This window comes from Methylobacterium sp. Leaf88, from assembly GCF_001422795.1.
Classification (GTDB): domain Bacteria; phylum Pseudomonadota; class Alphaproteobacteria; order Rhizobiales; family Beijerinckiaceae; genus Methylobacterium.
Genome location: NZ_LMMK01000012.1, coordinates 804,307 through 825,586 on the forward strand (window position 1 = coordinate 804,307; position 21,280 = coordinate 825,586).

Genomic DNA, 21,280 nt, shown 5'->3' on the forward strand with positions numbered 1-21,280 from the left:
GCGCCACAGGCGAGCCCGGACCCGAAGGGGCGCGCCAACGGCGTGCAATCCAGAACCGCCGACCCTGCAAGACCTTGCGCCACCTGTGTTTCTGGATCCCGGGCTCCGCTGCTCGGCCCCGGGATGACGGGGAGCGACGGGACATGCTTCGGCCGGTGAATCGGTTGGCTGCGAATCAGAGTAGCCCCACCTACCAAAACAAAACCGCCGCCCTCTCGGGCGGCGGCTGGATGTGTTCGAATGGCGTCTGGGAATCAGTCGATTCCCAGCGCCACGAAGCGGACGTCGCCGCTCGCACTGGCGACCAGGAGCAGGACGGACTTGCGACCGTCCTTCTTGAGCTGGTCGATGCGCTTGCTGACGTCGGCGGGTGCGTTCACCGCTTCCTGCCCGACCTCGACGATGACCTCGCCCGGCTTGATCTGCTTGTCGGCCGCCGTGGAGTTCGGATCGACGCGGGTGACGAGGACGCCCTTGAGGCTGTCCTTGAGGCTGTAGCGCTTGCGGGCCTCGTCGGTGATGCCCGACAGGTTGAGGCCGAGCACCTGGCGCACGGCGCTCTCGGCCTCCGGCTGCTTGACGCTGGCGAGGGTCGGCTTCTCGGTGTCCTCGAGACGGCCGAGGGTGACCGACTTCGTGGTCTCGGCGCCCTTGCGGATCACGAGCACGTCCACGACCTTGCCGACCGGGGTCGAGGCGACGATCCGGGGCAGGTCGCTGGACGACTTCACCGCCGTGCCGTTGAACCTGACGATGACGTCGCCGATCTCGAGGCCCGCGGCCTTGGCCGGGCCCTTTTCGTCGACGCCGGCGACCAGGGCGCCCTTGACCCCGTCCTTCATGTCGAGGGCTTCCGCCGTGGTCTCGTCCACGTTCTGGATGCGCACGCCGAGCCAGCCGCGGCGGACCTCGCCGAACTCGCGCAGCTGGTCGATGACCTGGGACGCGTTGTTCGAGGGCACCGCAAAGCCGATACCGACCGAGCCGCCGGTGGGCGACAGGATCGCCGTGTTGATGCCGATGACCTCGCCGTTCATGTTGAACAGCGGGCCGCCGGAATTGCCCTTGTTGATGGCAGCATCCGTCTGGATGTAGTTGTCGTAGGGGCCGGACTCGATGTTGCGGCCCCGCGCCGAGACGATGCCGGCCGAGACCGAGCCGCCGAGGCCGAAGGGGTTGCCGATGGCGATGACCCAGTCGCCCGGACGCATCTTCTCGGAGTCGCCGAAGGGCACGGCCTTGAGGGGCTTGTTGGCCTCCGGCTTCACCCGCAGCACCGCGAGGTCGATCTTGGCATCCTTGCCGATGATCTCCGCCTTCAGCTTGGTGCCGTTGTGCAGGATGACCTGGATGTCGTTGGCGTCGCCGATGACGTGGTTGTTCGTCACCACGATGCCGGACGCATCGATGATGAAGCCCGAGCCCAGCGAGTTCGACTTGCGCTGCTGCGGCTTCGGGCGGTCGGCCTCGCTGCGGTCGCCGCCGCCGCGCTGGCCGCGCTTGTTGAAGAACTCCTCGAACAGGTCCTCGAAGGGCGTGCCCTGTGGGAGCTGCGGGCCGGAGCGGGCGTTGGGCCGGGCGTCGACCGTCGTCGAGGCCGAGATGTTCACGACCGCGTCGGTGACCTGATCGGCGAGGTCGGCGAGGGATTCGGGGCCCTTGGCGAAGGCCGGGGCCGGGGCGCCGGTCACGGCGAGGGCGGTCGCCAGCGCGGCGGCGGCGAGGGCAGAGCGCAGGCTGCGCTGAAGCGCTCGGGAACGGGGCGCCCGGACGGCGCTCGCGACGGGAACCATAATCGACCTCATCTGTCTCAAGACGTCCTTAGATCGTCTCCGCCGTCCGCCGATCAAGAGTCCGGCGGCGAACCGGGGTCCGCCGCCGGAGCGTCATGGTGACCGCTCAGCGCAGCGTGCCGGTGGAGCCGGGCTCCGCCGGCGCGCGCGTGCGGGCGGCCGGCGTCGCCGGGGTCCGGCCCTGCGGATCGCTGAAGTAGCGGAAGAAGTCCGACGAGGGGCTGATCACGAGCCGCGTGTCGGAGCCCTTCAAGCCGGTCTCGTAGGCCTGCATGGAGCGGTAGAAGCTGAAGAAGTCCGCGTCCCTGCCGTAGGCTTCCGCCAGGATGCGGTTCTTGTCGGCGTCGCCCTGGCCGCGCAGGGTCTCGGCCGTCTGGTTGGCCTCCGAGAGCAGCACGGTGACGTCGCGGTCGGCCTTGGCCTTGATCGTGACCGCGGCCTGCTCGCCGGTGGCCCGGATGTCGGCCGCCTCGCGCTGGCGTTCCGTCGTCATGCGCTTGTAGACCGCCGAGCTGTTCTGGGCCGGCAGATCGACGCGGGTCATGCGCAGGTCGACGATCTCGACGCCGAGCTCCTTGGCCTGCCGGTTCACGTCGGCCTGGATCTGGTTCATCAGCTCGGCGCGCTGGGTCCGGACGATGGCGTCGCGGGTCGAGCGGGCGAGCAGGTTGCGCAGGGCCGAGTTGGTAAAGCTCGCCAGCAGGGTGTTGGCGCGGGCGATGTTGTTGGCCGACTGGTAGAACTTCAGCGGATCGATGATCCGGTAGCGCGCGAACGCGTCCACCTCGAGGTTCTGACGGTCGGTGGTCAGCAGGGTCTGGACCGGGAGATCAAGGTCGAGCACCCGCTTGTCGAACAGGACGACGTTCTCGAAGAACGGCAGCTTGAAGTAGAGGCCAGGCTTGTCGGTGCCGGTCTGGTTCAGGACGGCGCGGACGCCGCCGAAGCGGAGCACCAGGGCCTGCTGCATCTGGCCGACGGTGAAGACCGAGGCGTAGAGGCCGACGGCCACGGCGGCCGCCACGATCATGAGGCCGGTGCGGAGGGCTTGGTTGTTCATCGGGCCACTCCACCGGCAGCGTTGCGGGGACCGAACTCGGTCAGCGGCAGCACCGGCAGCACGCCGGCAGCGCTGGCGCCGGTGCCGGCACCGGCTCCGTTCTGGTCAATGATCACCTTGTTGACCGAGCCCAGGACCCGCTCCATCGTTTCGAGGAAGATGCGCTCGCGGCTGATGACCGGGGCGACCTTGTAGGAATCGTAGACCTGGGTGAAGCGGGCGGCCTGACCGGTCGCGTCGGCGGTGGACTGCGTCTTGTAGGCTTCCGCCGCCTGGATGATCTTCTGCGCCTCACCCTTGGCGAGGGGCACCTTCTGGCTCTCGTAGGTGCGCGCATCGTTCTTGGCGCGCTCGGCGTCCTGCTGCGCCGCGTTCACGTCAAAGAAGGCGGGCCGCACCTCCGGCGGAGGCTGCACGCTGACGAGCTGCACGAGCTCGATGCGCACGCCGGCGCCGTACTCGTCGAGGGCCTTCTGGGTGATCTCGCGGACCTCCTGGGCGACGCTCGACTGCTCGTTCGTCAGGATCGGCTGGATGTTGCGGCGGCCGACGACCTCGCGCATCGCGCTCTCGGCGATGGCCTTGATCGTCCCTTCCGGGTTCTCGAGGTTGAAGACGAAGTCGGACGCTTTCAGGGGATTGATGCGCCACTGCACCTCGAAGTCGAGGTCGACGATGTTCTCGTCGCCCGTGAGCATCAGGCTCTCCTCGGGCTTGTCGACGGTGCGGCTCTGGTTGCCGAGCCCGGCGCGGTAGCCGATCTGCACGCTGTTGACCTGGCCGACATTCGGCTTGGTCACGGCGCCGATGGGAGCCGGGAAGTTGTAGTTCAGGCCCTGGCCGGTGGTGCTGAGATAGCGGCCGAACACCGTCTCGATGCCCACCTGCTGCGGCGCCACGGTGTAGAACCCGGTGGCGAGCCAGACGGCGACCACGATGCCGCCGGCGATCAGGAGGCCGCGGCCTCCACCGAACGATCCACCCGGGAGCACCCCGCGCAGGCGGTCCTGGCTGCGCCGGAGGAGGTCCTCAAGGTCGGGCGGGGTCTTGCCACCGCCACCGCCACCGCCGCCCCACGGGCCACCCCCGCCGCCATTGCCGCCGCCGCCTCGGCCCCAGGGCCCTCCCCCGTTGCCGCTACCGCCGCCGCTCTGATTGCTCCAAGGCATGCTCGCCGATCTCTCCTGTTCCAGCAGCGTCTGCGCCGCGCACGAAGCCCACCCGCGCTCCCCGTCCCGGCCTCCTCAGGAGGCGGGCCGAATCTCCCCCGCGTGGACAAGAGTGTTGATCTCGTCGTGACCCGACCCCGGCACCTGCGTGGGCGCACCGGATCCTGTCAAGATTGCCACTTGGGCATCGGGCCGCCGAAAGACAACCGCACGGGAACCCAATGCGCAATGGGTCGCGCCGGATTGGTTTACGGCGCTTCTCCGCGCCCCGGCCCTCACCCGGCCCGTTCCAAGTCGACGAAGCTGAAGCCGCAGGCGTCGTGCTCGCCCGGCGGATGGGCTTCGCGCCGGGTCTCCCGATAGAGCGCACGGTCGAACGGCGGGAACACGGTGTCCCCCTCCGGCGCCAGATCGACCTCCGTGAGGTGGATGCGGTCGGCGTGGGGCAGAGCGAGGGCGTAGATCTCGCCGCCGCCGGCCACCATCAGCTCGTCGGCCCCCTCGGCCGCCGCCAGGGCGCCGGCCCAGTCCTGCGCCACCGCGACCTCGGGCACCGCGAAGGCGGGATCGCGGGTGAGCACGATGGTGCGCCGCCCGGGCAGCGGCCGGCCGATCGACGCGAAGGTCTTGCGCCCCATCAGCAGGGGCTTGCCCATGGTCAGGGCCTTGAACCGGCGCAGGTCGCTGCGCAGGCGCCAGATCAGGTCGTTGTCGCGGCCGATGACGCCGTTGCGGGCGACCGCCGCGATGATCGTGATGCGGGGGACCAAAATTCTCTTCGATCAGACTCAAACCGCGACGGGCGCGCGGATGGCAGGATGCGCCTCGTATCCCTCGATAGTTATGTCTTCGAACCTGAAACCGTCAATCGAACGAACCGTTGAGTTCAGCCTTAATCTGGGAAGCGCTTTTGGCTCTCGAGATAGCTGCAGGTGCGCCTGATCGAGATGATTTAAGTAAAGGTGGGCATCACCCAAAGAATGGACAAAATCGCCAGGCTGGAGACCGCACACTTGAGCAATCATTGAGGTTAGTAGGGCATAACTTGCTATATTAAAGGGTATTCCCAAGAATACATCTGCGGAGCGCTGATAAAGCTGACACGACAGGCGTCCATTCAGAACATAGAATTGAAACAAGCAATGGCACGGAGCCAATGCCATTTTGTCTAATTCCGCTGGATTCCATGCAGTCACAATTAGACGACGAGAATCGGGGTTACGCTTGATCTCTTCAACGACCCAGGCAATCTGATCTATTGTCTCGTCGGTTAATCCCGGCTTTTTCCAGGATCGCCACTGCTCGCCGTAGACCGGGCCCAAATCACCGCAGGGACTAGCCCATTCATCCCAAATTGTGACACCATTCTGATGAAGTTTTTCGATATTTGTGCTTCCGGAAAGAAACCACAGGAGCTCATGAATGATTGAGCGCAGGTGGAGCTTCTTAGTGGTAACCAATGGGAAACCTTCGCTCAAGTCGAAGCGCATTTGGTGTCCAAAAATGGACAGAGTCCCGGTGCCGGTCCGATCATCCTTACGGACACCTTGCTCAAGGATTTTTTTGAGCAGCAAATGGTATTCATGCATAACGAGAGTCTCCACGGGCCATTAAACCGCCCGCGTCACAAACTTTCTCTTAAACGGACTCGTGGGACGAACGTCTCAATCCGGGATACCGATTCTTAGACTCGATGTGTTGATTTTAGGACTTTCGCCGCGAAGCAACAATAGCTTTTCGTGGAATGGATTCAGGCTGCGGTCAGGCCGGCCCGAGCACGTAGGCGATCATCGCGAGGTTGCTCCAGGCGTGGAGCAGGATGCCCGGCCAGAGCCGGCCGCTGCGCCAGCGGACCCAGCCGAGGATCAGCGCCAGGGGGATCAGCGAGACCGGCCGGGCGAACCCCGCGGGCGTGAGATGCGCCCCGGCGAACAGGAGCGCCGTCGCCAGGATCGCGCCCCGCGCCGTAAAAACCTCCCGCGCCCGGGCGAACAGGGCCCCGCGCATCAGGAGTTCCTCCGCCACCGGGGCCAGGACGAGCACGTAGGCGAACCACAGGGTCGCCGCGGCCGGGGTGAGGCCGGGCGACAGGGCCGTGTGCCGGCCGATCGGCATCCGGAACAGATCGGCGATGCCGGTCACCCAGGTGATGTGGATCACCGGCCAGGCCAGCAGGATCACGGCGAAGCGGCGCGCCGTCAGGCCGGGCGCGCCGGGCCCCCAGGGTGGCGGCACCGGCGCCACCAGGGCCAGGGTCCGGCGCCAGGCGGCGCCGTCGCGCCAGCGCACCGCGACGACGACGAGGAGGGCCAGGACCCCCTGCCGCACCACGTCCACCGCCAGTTCCCGCATGGCGAGCTGGCGCGGATGCAGGCGGGGACGGTCTCCGCCCAGGAGCGCGATGCCGTCGATCCAGTCGCCGCCGACCCGCACGATCACCAGGGCGAGGAGGGTCGCCACCGCCAGCGCCAGGAAGGCCGCGAAGGCCAGCCCGACGAGCGCCGTCGCCGCGCCGAGGCCGGCACGGACCCGGGACGGCCGGAGGAGCGCGGAGGCGGACCAGGCCGCCGGCGCCTCGGGCATCGGCGCCCCATCATCGGGCTTCAAATGCGGCGGCACTCCCACTATAATCAAGGCGTTGGCCGAGAGGCTCGGCGAGGACGGGGATCCGGCGGCGCCGGAACGGCTTCGAGGCCCGAACGGTAACCCGGCAGCCCCTTTCCGGACCACGGGCTTTTGGACGCAAGGGCCCGAGGCTCGACAGGCCCCGGGTTTTGGCGGAAGCTCGCTCCGGTGCGGAGATCTCGGTCGGAGCCGCGACGGGCGACCGCCGCGTCGCGGAACGGTGGTTCTGGGTAGCGGACGGACTTGGTAGCGGACGTCCGGATGGCCGCGACGGCCGTTCAGGCAGGGTTCTGGGAGGGTCGGGCACCGGCATTCCCATTCGATTTTCATCCGACCCGGAGCGCCATCGCGGCGTGTGACGGCGGGCAGTGACCGGGCATAAGCGACCGCAGATGGCAGACGACCTGATCCGCTACGATCTTCTGGTGCAGGACGCGCTGCGCGGCGTGGTGCGCAAGGTGCTGACCGACGCGGCCCGCGAGGGTCTCGCGGGCGAGCACCACTTCTACGTCTCGTTCCGCACCGAGGCGCCGGGCGTGCGCATGTCGCAGCGCCTGCGCGAGAAGTACCCGCAGGACATGACGATCGTGCTCCAGCACCAGTTCTGGGACCTCGGCGTCACCGAGCACACCTTCGAGGTCGGGCTGTCCTTCTCGGGGGTGCCCGAGCGCCTGCTGGTGCCCTTCGACGCCCTGACGGGCTTCTTCGACCCCTCCGTCCAGTTCGGCCTCAAGTTCGACCTCAGCGAGGGCACGGAGACGGCCGCCGCCGAGGAGGATTCGGAGGAGGCGCCGGCTGCGGCCGGCAAGACCCCGCCCCGGGGTGCCGCGTCCGAGCCCACCGAGATCAAGCCGAAGGGCACGGGCCTCGCCACCATCGGCAGCGCCGTCCCCAAGATCGGCGCCGGCACCACCCCGGTGCCCGCCGCGGCCCAGGCTGCCAAGGGAGCGGGCAAGTCGGAGGACGGGACCGAAGCCAAGCCCCCGGCGAAGAAGGCCGAGGACGGCACCGAGACCAGCGCCGAAGTCGTCAGCCTCGACGCCTTCCGCAAGAAGAGCTGAGCGAAGCGGCGCCGACGCGGACGCTCAACGAAAAAACCGCATCGTCATTCCGGGGCGCCAAAGGCGAGCCCGGAATCCAGAGCCGCCGACGGCGTCAATCCTGGCACCGCCCGTGCCTCTGGATCCCGGGCTCCGCTGCGCGGCCCCGGGATGACGCGGTGTTGCGCGCGGGTATATCCTCCGATCCCGGTTGGACTGAGACGACGGCCCTTCGGACAGCGAAACGCGTCTCTTTCCCCTTCGCGGGGAGAGGGGAGGCCTGGGGGTCGCTCCGCCAGTCCCCGCCCGTCGAGGGTCGCCCAACCCCCCCCCTCCAACTCCTCCCCGCAAGGGGGGAGCAGGGTTATGTCGAGCTTCCAGCCCTCACCCCCGGGGGTTCACCGTCATGTGCAGCCCGTGCTCCGGGCGCAGGGTGACGCGGTGGAGCGGGACCACCGGGGCGTGGTCGTCGGCCAGGGTGAAACGGGCGGCGCGGGCGATGTGGGCCAGCACCACCACCGCCTCCTGCAGCGAGAAGTTCTGGCCGATGCAGACGCGGGGGCCGGCCCCGAACGGCAGGTAGGCGAAGCGCGGGATCGCGGCCCGGGCCTCGGGCAGGAAGCGCTCGGGCATGAAGGCGTCCGGCTCCTGCCACAGGGTCCGGTGGCGGTGGAGCACGTAGGGCGCCACCATCACCAGGGAGCCCTTGGGAATCTTGATGCGGCCGATCCGGTCCTCCGCGATGGCCTGCCGGCTCAGGAACGGCACCGGCGGGAAGAGCCGCATGGTCTCTTCCATCACGGCCCTGGTGTAGGGCAGCGCATCGGCGTCGAAGTCCTGGTCCGCCGGCACGGCATCGACCTCCGCCTCGATCCGCGCCTGGGCGGCAGGGTCCTGCGACAAGCAGTAGAGGGCCCAAGTCAGGGCGTTGGCGGTGGTCTCGTGGCCGGCCGCGATGAAGGTGACGATGTTGGCCTTCACCTCGAGGTCGGTGAGGCCCTTCCCCGTTTCCGGGTCCTGCGCCTTCAGGAGAAGCGTCAGCAGGTCGGCCGGCGCGGTCCCCTGCGCGATCAGGGCGCGGCGACGGTCGATCAGTTCGTCCACCACCTCGGCGAAGAAGCGGATGGCGGGCCGCGCCCGCAGGCGGCCGATGCGGGGCACGAATCCCGGCACCCCGAACACGTCGAGGGGATCGATCGGCCCGACGGATTCGAGGAAGCGGGTGATCGCCCGGCCCAGGGCGTCGGGGTCGCTGGCGAGGCCCTGGGTGAAGATCGTCCGCTCCAGCACGTCGAGGGTGACGCGGGTCATCTCCAGGGCGACGTCGATGCGGGTGCCGTCGCGGCGGGCCAGGCGGCGGGCGATGCGGGCACCGGCGGCGTTCATGGCTCCGTTGAAGCCGAGCACGTGCCGGGCGGAGAAGATCGGCGCCAAAGTCCGGCGCTGCAGCTTCCATTCCTCGCCCTCGGCGGTGAGCAGCCCGTTGCCGAGGCCGGGGGCAAGGACCCGCCGCTGCAGGTCGTCCTTGCGGTAGTTGGCGGCGTTCTCGACGTAGAGGTAGCGGATCAGGGCCGGGTCGCTCACCACGGTGACGCGCCCGAGGGCGCCGTCGGCGGCCACCACCGGCTTCTCGAAATGCACGTCGAGCCAGGTCGTCAGCGGGTTGGCGCGGGCGGCCTTCAGGAAGCCGAACAGGCCCGGCTGCTCGCGCAGGGGTTTTGGGACCGCCGGGCGGAAGCGGACCGGCACGGGGGCATCGACAGGGGCTTCGACGCGGGCGGCGGCACTCGACATAAACGACAACTCCGGGCCCGGGCTGAGGGCTGACAAGCCATGACAATTCAGCGCCGGGCACACGGCCCTCTCGCGATGCGGCATCGCGGTTTGCTGGCGTGCAGTTTAAGTAGGGTCCGGATTGACCAGACGAAGAGGCCACGATGTCGCCCACCGAGACGCCCGCCACCCGCACCGAGTCCGACACCTTCGGCCCGATCGAGGTCCCGGCGCATCGCTACTGGGGCGCGCAGACGCAGCGCTCGATCCAGAACTTCAAGATCGGCACCGAGAAGATGCCCGCGCCTCTCGTCCACGCCCTCGGCATGGTCAAGCAGGCCGCCGCCCTGGTGAACCAGGACCTCGGCGCCCTCGACCCGAAGGTGGCCCAGGCCATCGCGGCTTCGGCGGCCGAGGTGGTCTCCGGCGAGCACGACCAGGAATTCCCCCTGGCGGTGTGGCAGACGGGCTCCGGCACCCAGTCGAACATGAACGCCAACGAGGTGATCGCCAGCCTCGCCAACGAGCTGCTCGGCGGCAAGCGCGGCGGCAAGTCTCCGGTCCACCCCAACGACCACGTCAATCGCGGCCAGTCCTCGAACGACGTCTTCCCGACGGCGATGCACATCGCGGTCTCGCGCGAGATCAACGACCGGCTGCTGCCGGCCCTGCAGCACCTGCACGACGCGCTCCAGGCGAAGTCCGAGGCGTTCGCCGCCATCGTGAAGATCGGCCGCACCCACCTGCAGGACGCCACCCCGGTCTCCCTCGGCCAGGAATTCTCCGGCTACGTGGCGCAGGTGGCGCTCGGCACCGAGCGCGTGAAGGCGACGCTGCCCGGCGTGCTGGCGCTGGCACAGGGCGGCACGGCGGTGGGCACCGGCCTCAACGCCCATCCGGACTTCGCCGAAAAATTCGCCGCGAAGGTCGCGGAGCTGACCGGCCTGCCCTTCACCTCGGCCGCCAACAAGTTCGAGGCCCTGGCCACCCACGATGCCCTGGTCTTCACGCAGGGCGCGCTCACGGCGCTGGCCTCCGGCCTGTTCAAGATCGCCCAGGACATCCGCTTCCTCGGTTCGGGCCCGCGCTCGGGCCTCGGCGAGCTCTCGCTGCCGGAGAACGAGCCCGGCTCGTCGATCATGCCCGGCAAGGTCAACCCGACCCAGTGCGAGGCGCTGACGATGGTCTGCGCCCAGGTGATCGGCAACGGCACCACGGTGAGCTTTGCCGGCAGCCAGGGCAATTTCGAGCTGAACGTGTTCAAGCCCGTCATCGCCAACGCGGTGCTGCAGTCGATCCGCATCCTCGCCGACGCGGCGGTGAGCTTCACCGACAACTGCGTCGTCGGCATCAAGGCCAACGAGGACAAGATCGCCGACCTGATGAGCCGCTCGCTCATGCTGGTGACCGCGCTCGCCCCCTCGATCGGCTACGACAAGGCCGCCGAGATCGCCAAGACCGCGCACAAGAACGGCACCACCCTCAAGGAGGAGGCCCTGCGCCTCGGCTACGTCACGGCCGAGGAGTTCGAGCGCGTGGTGCGCCCCGAGACGATGCTGGCGCCCGGCGCCGCCTAGAGGAGCCCACCGGCATGGCGGAGATCATCAACCTGCGTCAGGCCCGGAAGGACCGGGCGCGGGTGGAGCGGGAGGCGAAGGCCGCGGACAACCGCATCGCCTTCGGCCGCCCGAAGAAGGCCAGGACCCTGGCGGAGGCCAAGAAGGCCATCGAGGTCTCGCGCCACGAGGGCCACAAGCTCGTGGGGCCCGAGTCGGAGGGGTGATGGGGGACGCGGCACGTGACCCTCTCCCCTCTGCGGGAGAGGGTGCCTGCGGAGCAGGCGGGAGAGGGAGCGACCTTTCCGGATATGGCGCTCCCCTCTCCCGGTCGCTCCGCGACCACCCTCCCCCGCAGAGGGGGGAGGGTCGGGTGCCGGAATGACCACCGGCATCACCAAGCGCTCCGTGATGATCGCCGGCCACCGGACCAGCGTGTCCCTGGAGGACTCGTTCTGGGACGCCCTGCGGGAGATCGCAGGCGCGCGCGGCCAGTCCGTCCAGGCCCTGATCGGCGCCGTCGATGCCGGTCGGGAGGGTCAGAACCTCTCATCCGCCCTCCGGGTGTTCGTGCTGGCGAGCGTGCGTGATCGTGCCTGACGGCCGCGACGGGCTCGGGCGGCGAATGTCCTGCAGGCTGTAGGAGGCCGGCGCGCCGAAGGTCCGGCGGAAGGCGTTGGCGAAGTGCGCCTGGTCGGCGAACGCCGCCTCATGGGCGGCCCCGGTGAAGTTGGCGCCGCGGACGACGGCCGCGATGGCGCGGCGCATGCGCAGCCAGCCGCGATAGCGCCGGAACGGGACACCCATGGTCGCGCTGAAGAGGTGCTGCATCCGCGACGAGGACAGGGATGCCGCCGTGGCCAGCCGTCCCGCGCTCATCCACGCTTCCGGCCGGGCCCGCAGGTCGACGAGGACCTTCGCGATCCGGGGATCGACCGGCCGATCGACCCGCCGTGCCGCGAAGCCGGAAAGGTCGGCGATGGCCTCGCCCGCCCAATCGCAGGCGTCGCGCCGCTCGAAGAGCGACCGCAACGGGCCGACCTCCCCGCCCCTGCCCACCAGGGCGCTGCCGACCGCCTCGGCCGGACCCATCAGGCCCGTCAGGGCCCACGCCCCGGCATCGGGCTCGCGATAGAGGACGCCGAGGGGAGCGCCGCCGCAATCCAGCTCGTGCGGCATCCCCGCCGGAACGAAGGCCGTGCGGCAGGTGATCCACGCCCCCGGCGCGAAGCGGATGCGGAAGGCGTCGTAGAGTCCCGCGAGATAGACCGGGGCGCCGTGCTGGTGGCTGGCATTGTACGCGAGCGGCCCCGCGAAGAGGGTGTGCGCCCCCTCGACATGCCAGATCGGGAGGGACGACGCGCCGGACGGCGCAGCACGTTCGTTCAAGCTGGCCCCCTCCCGCCGCGATAGACCGTCCGCGACCGGTCCCGCACCCATCCTGACGGAACCGGCACTCTCGGGAAACGTCCAGCGATGACCGAACTCACCCGCCGTCATCTCGCCGCGACCCTGGTCGCCGGCCTCGCCCTTCCGAGGGCCGCACGGGCGGGCATACCGACGCAAGCCCCGCCCCCGAGCCCGCCCGCCGGCCTGCGGCGGATCCGTCTCGGTGCCTTCACCGTCACCGCCCTGTGCGACGCCGACGCGGTCATCGACGGCCCCTGGCCGATCGTGGGCGAGGACCGTCCGAAGGCGGAGGTCGAGGCCCTGATGCGGGAGAACCGGCTTCCGCCGGACCGCTTCGCGCCCGGCTTCACGCCGATCCTGGTGCAGACCGGCCGCGAGACCGTCCTGTTCGACACCGGCAACGGCGCGGTCGGCTTCGTCCCGCGCCCGGCCGGCGGGCAGCTGGCGCAGCGGGTGCGGCAGGCCGGCCTGTCGCCGGACGCGATCGACCTCGTGGTCCTGACGCATTGCCACACCGACCATATCGGCGGACTCTTGGAGGATGGGCGCCCGCTCTTCCCCAAGGCCAGCTACGTCATGGGCGACCGGGAATTCGCCTTCTGGAGGGACGACGATCGCCTGGCAGGCCCGCCGGACGGCAACGCGTACAAGTCGGCCCGCGTCTTCCGCAGCCACCTACTTCCCCTCGCCGAGCACATCCGCTTCGTGTCGCCGGGCCAGACGGTGGTGCCGGGCATCGACGCCGTGGCGGCCTTCGGCCACACGCCGGGCCACCTTGCCTTTAACGTGGAAAGCGAGGGCCAGCGCCTGCTGGTCTGGGGCGACTGCGCCCATCACGAGGTCGCCTCGCTGGCCCGGCCCGACTGGCACGCCCTGTTCGACATGGACAAGGCGGCCGGCGCCGCGACCCGACGGACGATTTACGACATGGCCGCCACCGACCGCGTCCTCGTCGCCGGCTACCACACCGCCTTCCCGTCGCTCGGATACGTCGTCCGCGACGGGCTCGGGTACCGCTGGATCCCGATGGCGGACCGGAGCGAGCGCTGACGCGCCTCTACTCCGCCGCCGCCATCGTCCGCTCCGGCAGCCCCTCCAGGGCCGCCGGCTTCGGGCCGCCGGTCGCCCAGTCCAAGAGCTCCGCCGTGTGGACGATCGGGATCGCCGTGCCCTTCCCGATCTGGGTGGCGCAGCCGATGTTGCCGGTGGCGATGACGTCGGGGCGCATCCGCTCGATGTTGGCGACCTTGCGGTCCCGCAGGCGGTTGGCGATCTCGGGCTGGAGGATGTTGTAGGTGCCGGCCGAGCCGCAGCAGATGTGGCCCTCGGGCACGTCCTTCACGGTGAAGCCCGCCGTCTTCAGGAGGTTCTTCGGCTCGGTGCGGATGCCCTGGCCGTGCTGCATCGAGCAGGCCGAGTGGTAGGCGACCACGAGGTCGGTCTCGACGATCGGCGGCATCAACCCGATGGTGGCCATGTACTCGGTGACGTCCTTGGCGATGGCGGACACGCGCTTCGCCTTCTCCGCGTAGGCCGGGTCCTCGCGGAACATGAAGCCGTAATCCTTGATCGTCGTGCCGCAGCCGGAGGCGGTGACGAGAATCGCGTCGAGCCCGGCGCCGTCCATCTCGGCGATCCAGGCGTCGATGGTGCGCTGGGCCTGGGCATGCGACGAATCCGCCTTACCCATGTGGTGGGTCAGGGCGCCGCAGCAGCCCTCCCCCGCGGCCTGCACCACCTCGACCCCGTGCCGGGTCAGGAGCCGGATCGCCGCCTCGTTGAAATCGGGACGCAGCACGCTCTGGGCGCACCCGCGCAGCAAAGCCACGCGACCTCGACGCGACGGCGCGGTATACCCATGCAACGCCGCGCTCGCCTCCAGGGCCCGCGTCTCGGCCGGGAAGGTGCCGGGCCGGTCGGTGGGATTGCGGTTCGGCAGATGGGCCGGGGCGAGGTCGAGCATGGCCGCGAGGCGGTTTCCGACCCGCGGCAGGCGCGCCACCAGGGGCCGGAAGGGAGCACCGATCTTCGCCCCCAGCAGCGCCAGGCGGAAGCGGTTCGGGTAGGGCAGCACGAAGGCCAGCACGCTGCGGAGCAGCCGGTCGCTCAACGGACGCCGATAGGTTTCCTCGATATAGGTCCGCGCATGGTCGACGAGGTGCATGTAATGCACGCCCGAGGGGCAGGTCGTCATGCAGGACAGGCAGGACAGGCAGCGGTCGACATGCTTGACGACTTCCGGCACCGCCGGTTTTCCGCCTTCCAGCATGTCCTTGATCAGGTAGATCCGTCCGCGCGGGGAATCGAGTTCATCGCCGAGCAGGAGATAGGTTGGGCAGGTCGCGGTGCAGAACCCGCAATGCACGCAGGTCCGGAGGATCTTCTCGGACGCCGCCATGGCCGGATCGGCGAGCTGCGTCAGGCTGAAATTGGTCTGCACGGTGCGTCCTCGGGTCCACCCTCGTGCCGTCCATCGGGTCCGGCCCGCGTCGGCATCGTCGTTCTTGGTCCCTGCTGTTTAGAGGGTCTCGCGCCGGTTGCCGAGCCTTGGAATCGCTCCGAAGAGCGCGATCGACGCGACCTCGTCCCGCACCGCCCCTCGCTCACAGACCGGCGTACATCCGCCCCGGATTGAACAGGCCATGGGGATCATGCGCCGCCTTGATGCCCGCGGTGATCCGCATCAGGGGCTCGGCCAATGGCTCGAAGACCGGCACGGCCGCCCGGACGGCATCGGGTGCCCGCACCAGGGTCGCATGCCCACCCTGTGCGCGCACGGCCGCCCGGACGACCTCGGCGCCGGCATCGCCCCCGGCATCCGTGGCGAGCCAGACCAGCCCACCGCCCCAGTCGTAGAACCAGCGGGCGTCGCGCTGGGCGCCGATCGCGGCGGTGACGGCGGGGCCGCGGGTCGGCGCAGTGGAGATGCGCCAGACCGCGGCACTCCGCGGCTCGGCGAAGCTCGCAGCGTCGCGGATGCGGGCCCAAAGCGCTGTCCCCGCCCCGCCCTCGACGATCTCGGGCTGGCCGAAGCGCTTGAGCAGACGACGCAATTCGCCGAGACGATAATCGATCGACTCCGAGAAACCCTCGATCCGCATCAGCGTCCGCGCCGCCCCGCCTTCGATCCCGGCCGGCAGGTGAGCGGCTCCGGTCAGCTCGAAGGGCGAACCGAGGGCCGCGCTCAAGGCCGCGATGGCGCGGGCATCGTCGAGGTCCGGGAACGCGAGTGTGGCGACCCGTTCCTGAACGGGGAGCACCTTGAACGTCACTTCCGTCAGCAGACCCAGGGTGCCCCAGGAGCCGGCCATCAGCTTCACCAGGTCGAGCCCGGTGACGTTCTTCATCACCCGCCCGCCCGACTTGATCGCCTGGCCCCGTCCGTTGATGAAGCGCACGCCAATCAGGCTGTCGCGGGCGGCGCCCGCGTTGATCCGGCGTGGTCCGGAATTGTTGGCCGCCGCCACGGCACCGAAGGTCGGTTCGCCGGTCGTGCCCATCAGGGAGCGGTGGTCCATGGGCTCGAAGGGCAGCATCTGACCGCGCGCCGCGAGGAGGGCCTGCACCTCGGCCAGGGGCGTCCCGGTCCGGGCGGCGACGACCATCTCGGCGGGCTCATAGAGCGTGATGCCGGTCAGAGCCACGCTGGAGAGCGTCGCTTCGTCCTGGGCCGGTCGGCCGATCCCGGCCTTGGTCGCTCCGCCAACGAGGCGAAGCCGCTCCGGGCTCCCGACCGCCCCACGGACGATCTCGGCCGCGGCGCCCTCGTCGTGAGGCTCATATGTACGCATCGATTCCCACCCGATCCGGGGCACTCTGCGGCACCCTCGATCCTGTTCCTGTGGAGCCACCTTAGAGGAGGTTCGCGCCGATGGCATCCGGTCAGGAACGGCTATTCGGCCGGTACGGTCTCGGGTGGTGAACGGGTCAACCGCGCCGCCACGTGACCGCGCAGGCCCGCGATGTCGAAGAGCCAGACGAGCGCACCGTAGACCGCCATGCCGAGAGGCACGGAAAGCAGCAGCGCCCGTGTCGGCTCGATATGGCGCAGGGGTAACAGGCACAGTGCCATGGCGAGGGAGGCGATGCTGGCAGCCAGGATTTCCCACCAGGGCAGGTGCAGGCGCTGGGGTCCCGTGAGCGCACGCCAGGCCAGGATGAGGGTGGCGGCCCCGAGGCCTGCGGTCTGTGCGATCGCGACGCCCTCGGGACCGTACCGGGACGGCAGGAGCCACAGCCCGAGCCCGTTGAGGGCGAGCCCAACCAGAGCGGCGGCGATGACCGGGCGCGTGCGCCGACGAATCTGGAAGATCGGATTGAGGGCGAAGTTGGTCATCGCGAGGCAGAAGAAGCCCGGAACCATCAGCCCCGCATAAGCAGCGAAGGGGCCGCGGTAGGCCTCCGGCACCACCAGCGCCTCGAGGGCCGGGAGCACGGCCCAGAACCCGACCGCGCAGGGCAGAAGCAGCGCAACCACCACGCCGATATTGAGCCCGACCTGGCGCTCGGCCGCGGCACGCCCCTGTTCCTCCTCGACCCGGACCGCGAGCTGGAAGAGCAGCAGATCGAGGGCGGTCCCGAGGGTGCCGATGCTCCGGGTGGTGACATCGGCGGCGAGGGCGAAGTAGCCCGCCTCGGCGAGGCCCGCATGGGACGCGATGCTGCCCCGATTGAGGAACGGCATCAGCTGGTAGATCGCGTTGGCCGCGATGAGGGGTAGGCCGTAGGCGACGAAGAGCCGCCAGGCTTCCCGCAGCTTCAGCCGTACGCGTGGAACGATCGGATCGCGCAGCGGTCGATACAGCAGCAGGATCGCGAAGGCTTGGCTGATCCCGGCCGCCGTCAGAACCCAGACGGGTTGGGGGAAGAACCAGGCGGCACCCGCCATCAGCACGAAGGCGAGGCCGTTCTTCACCGCGACGAGATTGAAGTACAGCCGGCCGTCGAAGCGCGCCCGGGCGAGGGCCGCATGATAATCGAACACGCCGATGCCCAATGCGGCGACCGCGGCGCCCGCTGTGATCGCCAGGCGGCTTCCCGCGTTGGGCTCGAGCGTGAAACCCAGTCCCGCGCAGATCAAGGCCGCCACGAAGAGACTGAACGTGAGGGCCATGTAGGCCCGGTCCAAACCCTGCCGGATCCAGGGCTCGTCGATGCGGACCCGGGCTGAATAGAATCGTGTCGCGGATAGACGCAGCCACTCGAACAGGACGGTGTTGGCCACGATCGCACCGGCAGTCGCCAGAGCGAACAGACCGAACTCCGCTGGTCCCAGCAGCTTGGCGATGAGGAGGCCGAGGACGAAGTTCAGTCCGGCATTGAGGACGAAGGCAGCGATCACGGCCATGGCGCGACGGGTCATCCTCGGAGGCCGGCTGGACGGGGCATCGCCGCGCACAGCTCTAGCGCAGGAGACCTGACAGTCCGTCGACCGGTTACAACCAACCCCGGATGCGGAAGAAAACGATCGGAATGATGGCGCTTACGAGGATGAGCGCGAGGCCGTAGGGATAGCCGTAGGCCCATTCGAGTTCGGGCATGTGCTTGAAGTTCATTCCGTACATCGAAGCGATCAGGGTCGGCGGAATGCCGACCACCGATGCCACGGTGAGCACCCGGAAGGTGTTGTTCTGCTCGATGCTGATCAAGCCGAGGGTCGCGTCGAGAAGGAACTGAACGTTCTCGGAGAGCCGGATCTCGAACTCGTCGAGGGAGGCGATGTCGCGCCGCACGGCCTCGAAGCGCGGCACCTGTTCCTCGCCGAGGATATGCTCGCACTCGTTGGCCACGAAGGGCACGATCCGCTCCAGGCCGAGGAGGCTCGACCGGACCTTGCCGAGGGTCTTCCCGCGACGTCCGATGCCGCGCAGGATTCGGCGCAGCGCCAAGTCGCGCCGGCGCGGCGTGTGGTTGCGCAGCTTGGTGTCCCCGGCAGGCGCACCGCTGCGGACGTCGAAATCGAAGATCCGCGTGGACAACTCGTCGAGGTCGGCGCCCATGTCCTCAAGTGAATCGGCGAGGCTGTCGACGAGCTCCTCTATCAGGAGAAGGAAGATCTCGGTGGAGGTGGTGCCCGGCCCATCACCGGTGTCGATGCGCTTCTTGACCTCCGCGAAAGCCCGCAATTCGTGGAAGCGCACGGTGACAAGGCGGTCCCGGGTCAGCACGAAGCCCAAGGGCTTCAACTGCGTATCGAGCTTGTCGAAGGTGACCATCGGGGTCGAGAGTGAGAACCCGGTCTTCAAACGCCTCAGGCGGCTCGAATTCTCCACCTCGCTAAGGGCCTTGCGCGAAGGGACCCGGATGCCGGTGCAGGCCTCGATTCGCTCGGCCTCCTCGGCGCTCGGATCATCGAGATCGATCCATACGACCTCCGACGGATAGGCTGTCGCGGGCGCCTGTGCCTCGGGCTCGACCGCGCCCTGCGGACCATGAAGCTTGATCATCCGCGAAGGACTTTCCGGCGGCTCGTGGGATCGGGGGATAATCCTGTCGCCGGATCGTCGTCGGAGCCTGCGACAGTCTTGACTCGAACGGCTTCCGCGCCTAACTCGACGCCATCGTTAGCACTCACCCAAGGCGAGTGCTAACGGCCTGGGTTGAGCGCGCTGCCGCGCCGCATCAACGCCATCCACGAATTTGAAGCAAGAGGGCAGCTCATGAAGTTCCGTCCGCTGCACGACCGTGTCGTCGTCCGCCGCATCGAAGGCGAAGAGAAGACCAAGGGCGGCATCATCATCCCGGATACCGCCAAGGAGAAGCCGCAAGAGGGCGAGATCGTCGCCGTCGGTCCCGGCGCCCGCGATGAGGCCGGCCGGGTGAACCCGCTCGACGTCAAGGCCGGCGACCGCGTCCTGTTCGGCAAGTGGTCCGGCACCGAGGTCAAGATCGACGGTCAGGACCTCCTGATCATGAAGGAATCCGACATCATGGGCGTCGTCGCCTAAGTCGGGTTTCGGTTCTCCTCCCGTTCACGAGCCCTTCGAGGGTGCCATCCGGCGCCTCGGGGCCCATCACTGACAAGGATCTGACATGGCAGCGAAAGAAGTCCGCTTCGCCTCCGACGCCCGCGAGAAGATGCTCCGTGGCGTCGACATCCTCGCCGACGCGGTGAAGGTCACGCTCGGCCCCAAGGGCCGCAACGTCGTCATCGAGAAGTCCTTCGGCGCCCCGCGCATCACCAAGGACGGCGTCACCGTCGCCAAGGAGATCGAGCTCGCCGACAAGTTCGAGAACATGGGCGCCCAGATGGTGCGCGAAGTGGCCTCGAAGACCAACGACATCGCGGGTGACGGCACCACCACGGCCACCGTTCTGGCGCAGGCCATCGTCCGCGAAGGCGCCAAGTACGTCGCCGCCGGCATGAACCCGATGGACCTGAAGCGCGGCATCGACCTCGCTACCACCGCCGCCGTGAAGGACATCACGAGCCGCGCCAAGAAGGTCGCCTCGTCCGAGGAAGTTGCCCAGGTCGGCACCATTTCGGCCAACGGCGACAAGGAAATCGGCGAGATGATCGCCCACGCCATGCAGAAGGTCGGCAACGAGGGTGTCATCACCGTCGAAGAGGCCAAGACGGCCGAGACCGAACTCGACGTCGTCGAGGGCATGCAGTTCGACCGCGGCTACCTCTCCCCGTACTTCATCACGAATGCGGAGAAGATGGTCGCCGAGCTCGAGGACCCCTACATCCTCATCCACGAGAAGAAGCTGTCTTCGCTCCAGGCGATGCTGCCGGTTCTCGAGGCCGTGGTGCAGACCGGCAAGCCGCTCGTCATCATCGCCGAGGACATCGAGGGCGAGGCGCTCGCTACGCTCGTGGTCAACAAGCTGCGCGGCGGCCTGAAGGTCGCGGCCGTCAAGGCTCCGGGCTTCGGCGATCGCCGTAAGGCCATGCTCGAGGACATCGCGATCCTGACCCAGGGTCAGATGATCGCCGAGGATCTCGGCATCAAGCTCGAGAACGTCACCCTCCCGATGCTCGGCCGCGCCAAGCGCATCCGCATCGAGAAGGAGACCACCACGATCATCGACGGTCTCGGCGAGAAGGCAGATATCGAAGCCCGCGTCGGCCAGATCAAGGCGCAGATCGAGGAGACCACCTCGGACTACGACCGTGAGAAGCTCCAGGAGCGTCTGGCCAAGCTCGCCGGCGGCGTCGCGGTCATCCGCGTCGGCGGCGCGACCGAGGTCGAGGTCAAGGAGAAGAAGGACCGCGTCGACGACGCGCTCAACGCCACCCGCGCTGCGGTGGAAGAGGGCATCGTCCCCGGCGGCGGCACCGCCCTCCTCCGTGCCCGTGAGGCCGTCCGTGCTCTCAAGAGCGACAACCCGGACGTCCAGGCCGGCATCAAGATCGTGCTGAAGGCCCTCGAGGCTCCGATCCGCCAGATCGCCGCGAATTCCGGCGTCGAGGGCTCGATCGTGGTCGGCAAGATCACCGACAACACGTCCTCGATCACCTTCGGCTTCAACGCCCAGACCGAAGAGTACGTCGACATGATCCAGGCCGGCATCGTCGACCCGGCCAAGGTCGTGCGCACCGCCCTGCAGGACGCCGCCTCCATCGCCGGCCTCCTCGTCACCACCGAAGCCATGATCGCCGATGCTCCGAAGAAGGACAGCGGTGCCCCGGCGATGCCGGGCGGCGGCGGCATGGGCGGCATGGACTTCTAAGGCGTCCAAACTGCACCTTATCGGAATGGGGGTCGCCGCGAGGCGGCCCCTTTTTTATCCGCGGCACAGCCATCGGCGGCCGAATAGTCGGGACAGCAGCAGGCGCGTCAGGCGGCCTTCTCTATTGGGTGTTTCAGGTCAAGAGGGATTATCGCCAACCTGCTCTCGTCCGTGTTGG

At 68.6% G+C, this 21,280-nt stretch carries 19 protein-coding genes; 7 read left to right on the plus strand and 12 right to left on the minus strand.

Features of this window, described 5'->3' with window-relative positions:
- Positions 1–254: 254 nt before the first annotated feature.
- The 6 genes from ASF20_RS10115 to ASF20_RS10135 form a co-directional block, all read right to left on the minus strand.
- Positions 255–1,793, minus strand: a complete 1,539-nt coding sequence (locus ASF20_RS10115) for a DegQ family serine endoprotease (protein WP_056273565.1) — start codon at positions 1,791–1,793, stop codon at positions 255–257.
- Between the two features lie 106 nt (positions 1,794–1,899).
- The gene (locus ASF20_RS10120; protein WP_056211525.1) at positions 1,900–2,853 is read right to left on the minus strand and encodes a protease modulator HflC; all 954 of its coding nucleotides are present in this window, start codon (positions 2,851–2,853) and stop codon (positions 1,900–1,902) included.
- On the minus strand, positions 2,850–4,022 hold the full coding sequence (gene hflK, locus ASF20_RS10125; protein ID WP_056211523.1) for an FtsH protease activity modulator HflK: 1,173 nt from the start codon (positions 4,020–4,022) through the stop codon (positions 2,850–2,852). The genes ASF20_RS10120 and hflK overlap by 4 nt, the downstream gene beginning before the upstream one ends.
- Positions 4,023–4,297: 275 nt before the next feature.
- Complete coding sequence (locus tag ASF20_RS10130) at positions 4,298–4,795, minus strand: dihydrofolate reductase (RefSeq protein WP_156648010.1); 498 nt, start codon at positions 4,793–4,795, stop codon at positions 4,298–4,300.
- Between the two features lie 15 nt (positions 4,796–4,810).
- Positions 4,811–5,611 (minus strand): thymidylate synthase, encoded by an 801-nt coding sequence (locus ASF20_RS23255; protein WP_082501262.1) that lies wholly within the window; start codon positions 5,609–5,611, stop codon positions 4,811–4,813.
- Between the two features lie 172 nt (positions 5,612–5,783).
- On the minus strand, positions 5,784–6,605 hold the full coding sequence (locus ASF20_RS10135) for a CPBP family intramembrane glutamic endopeptidase (RefSeq protein ID WP_082501263.1): 822 nt from the start codon (positions 6,603–6,605) through the stop codon (positions 5,784–5,786).
- Positions 6,606–7,039: 434 nt separating this feature from the next.
- Between ASF20_RS10135 and ASF20_RS10140 the strand changes: the two genes are divergently transcribed.
- The gene (locus ASF20_RS10140) at positions 7,040–7,708 is read left to right on the plus strand and encodes a ClpXP protease specificity-enhancing factor SspB (RefSeq protein ID WP_056273570.1); all 669 of its coding nucleotides are present in this window, start codon (positions 7,040–7,042) and stop codon (positions 7,706–7,708) included.
- Between the two features lie 363 nt (positions 7,709–8,071).
- On the opposite strand, the gene ASF20_RS10145 is transcribed toward ASF20_RS10140, so the two are convergent.
- Positions 8,072–9,481: a cytochrome P450 gene (locus ASF20_RS10145; protein WP_056273578.1), complete on the minus strand. Its 1,410-nt coding sequence runs from the start codon at positions 9,479–9,481 to the stop codon at positions 8,072–8,074.
- Positions 9,482–9,624: 143 nt separating this feature from the next.
- Between ASF20_RS10145 and fumC the strand changes: the two genes are divergently transcribed.
- The 3 genes from fumC (at position 9,625) to ASF20_RS10160 (ending at position 11,616) form a co-directional block, all read left to right on the plus strand.
- Entirely contained in the window at positions 9,625–11,037 is a 1,413-nt protein-coding gene (fumC, locus tag ASF20_RS10150; protein ID WP_056211512.1) for a class II fumarate hydratase, read from the plus strand.
- A gap of 14 nt (positions 11,038–11,051) precedes the next feature.
- The gene (locus tag ASF20_RS10155; RefSeq protein ID WP_056273581.1) at positions 11,052–11,243 is read left to right on the plus strand and encodes a DUF4169 family protein; all 192 of its coding nucleotides are present in this window, start codon (positions 11,052–11,054) and stop codon (positions 11,241–11,243) included.
- Between the two features lie 154 nt (positions 11,244–11,397).
- Positions 11,398–11,616: a ribbon-helix-helix domain-containing protein gene (locus ASF20_RS10160; RefSeq protein ID WP_056273584.1), complete on the plus strand. Its 219-nt coding sequence runs from the start codon at positions 11,398–11,400 to the stop codon at positions 11,614–11,616.
- Here the strand turns inward: ASF20_RS10160 and ASF20_RS10165 are convergent.
- The gene (locus tag ASF20_RS10165) at positions 11,566–12,405 is read right to left on the minus strand and encodes an AraC family transcriptional regulator (protein ID WP_156648011.1); all 840 of its coding nucleotides are present in this window, start codon (positions 12,403–12,405) and stop codon (positions 11,566–11,568) included. The two genes, ASF20_RS10160 and ASF20_RS10165, sit on opposite strands and share 51 nt — an antisense overlap.
- 87 nt (positions 12,406–12,492) lie before the next feature.
- Between ASF20_RS10165 and ASF20_RS10170 the strand changes: the two genes are divergently transcribed.
- A complete protein-coding gene (locus ASF20_RS10170; protein ID WP_082501264.1) occupies positions 12,493–13,476 on the plus strand; it encodes an MBL fold metallo-hydrolase in 984 nt (327 codons plus the stop codon).
- A gap of 7 nt (positions 13,477–13,483) precedes the next feature.
- Here the strand turns inward: ASF20_RS10170 and ASF20_RS10175 are convergent, their stop codons facing one another.
- The 4 genes from ASF20_RS10175 to ASF20_RS10190 form a co-directional block, all read right to left on the minus strand.
- Positions 13,484–14,866, minus strand: coding sequence for a heterodisulfide reductase-related iron-sulfur binding cluster (locus ASF20_RS10175; protein WP_056273589.1), 1,383 nt, complete (start codon positions 14,864–14,866; stop codon positions 13,484–13,486).
- A 163-nt stretch (positions 14,867–15,029) separates the two neighbouring features.
- Entirely contained in the window at positions 15,030–16,217 is a 1,188-nt protein-coding gene (locus tag ASF20_RS10180) for an FAD-binding protein (protein WP_056273591.1), read from the minus strand.
- Positions 16,218–16,318: 101 nt separating this feature from the next.
- Positions 16,319–17,773, minus strand: a complete 1,455-nt coding sequence (locus ASF20_RS10185) for a lipopolysaccharide biosynthesis protein (protein WP_056273594.1) — start codon at positions 17,771–17,773, stop codon at positions 16,319–16,321.
- Between the two features lie 88 nt (positions 17,774–17,861).
- Positions 17,862–18,872, minus strand: a complete 1,011-nt coding sequence (locus ASF20_RS10190; RefSeq protein ID WP_056273596.1) for a magnesium transporter CorA family protein — start codon at positions 18,870–18,872, stop codon at positions 17,862–17,864.
- 213 nt (positions 18,873–19,085) lie between these two features.
- On the opposite strand from ASF20_RS10190, the gene groES reads away from it, so the two are divergent.
- Entirely contained in the window at positions 19,086–19,373 is a 288-nt protein-coding gene (gene groES, locus ASF20_RS10195) for a co-chaperone GroES (protein WP_018042554.1), read from the plus strand.
- Between the two features lie 85 nt (positions 19,374–19,458).
- Positions 19,459–21,102 (plus strand): chaperonin GroEL, encoded by a 1,644-nt coding sequence (gene groL, locus ASF20_RS10200; protein WP_056273599.1) that lies wholly within the window; start codon positions 19,459–19,461, stop codon positions 21,100–21,102.
- The last annotated feature ends 178 nt before the right edge of the window (positions 21,103–21,280 follow it).

Coding starts and splice junctions, on each gene's coding strand:
- ASF20_RS10115 (WP_056273565.1), bottom strand. CDS start 1,793: ATGGTTCCCGTCGCGAGCGCCGTCCGGGCGCCCCGTTCCCGAGCGCTT.
- ASF20_RS10120 (WP_056211525.1), bottom strand. CDS start 2,853: ATGAACAACCAAGCCCTCCGCACCGGCCTCATGATCGTGGCGGCCGCC.
- hflK (WP_056211523.1), bottom strand. CDS start 4,022: ATGCCTTGGAGCAATCAGAGCGGCGGCGGTAGCGGCAACGGGGGAGGG.
- ASF20_RS23255 (WP_082501262.1), bottom strand. CDS start 5,611: ATGCATGAATACCATTTGCTGCTCAAAAAAATCCTTGAGCAAGGTGTC.
- ASF20_RS10135 (WP_082501263.1), bottom strand. CDS start 6,605: ATGCCCGAGGCGCCGGCGGCCTGGTCCGCCTCCGCGCTCCTCCGGCCG.
- ASF20_RS10140 (WP_056273570.1), top strand. CDS start 7,040: ATGGCAGACGACCTGATCCGCTACGATCTTCTGGTGCAGGACGCGCTG.
- ASF20_RS10145 (WP_056273578.1), bottom strand. CDS start 9,481: ATGTCGAGTGCCGCCGCCCGCGTCGAAGCCCCTGTCGATGCCCCCGTG.
- fumC (WP_056211512.1), top strand. CDS start 9,625: ATGTCGCCCACCGAGACGCCCGCCACCCGCACCGAGTCCGACACCTTC.
- ASF20_RS10155 (WP_056273581.1), top strand. CDS start 11,052: ATGGCGGAGATCATCAACCTGCGTCAGGCCCGGAAGGACCGGGCGCGG.
- ASF20_RS10160 (WP_056273584.1), top strand. CDS start 11,398: ATGACCACCGGCATCACCAAGCGCTCCGTGATGATCGCCGGCCACCGG.
- ASF20_RS10170 (WP_082501264.1), top strand. CDS start 12,493: ATGACCGAACTCACCCGCCGTCATCTCGCCGCGACCCTGGTCGCCGGC.
- ASF20_RS10180 (WP_056273591.1), bottom strand. CDS start 16,217: ATGCGTACATATGAGCCTCACGACGAGGGCGCCGCGGCCGAGATCGTC.
- ASF20_RS10185 (WP_056273594.1), bottom strand. CDS start 17,773: ATGGCCGTGATCGCTGCCTTCGTCCTCAATGCCGGACTGAACTTCGTC.
- ASF20_RS10190 (WP_056273596.1), bottom strand. CDS start 18,872: ATGATCAAGCTTCATGGTCCGCAGGGCGCGGTCGAGCCCGAGGCACAG.
- groES (WP_018042554.1), top strand. CDS start 19,086: ATGAAGTTCCGTCCGCTGCACGACCGTGTCGTCGTCCGCCGCATCGAA.
- groL (WP_056273599.1), top strand. CDS start 19,459: ATGGCAGCGAAAGAAGTCCGCTTCGCCTCCGACGCCCGCGAGAAGATG.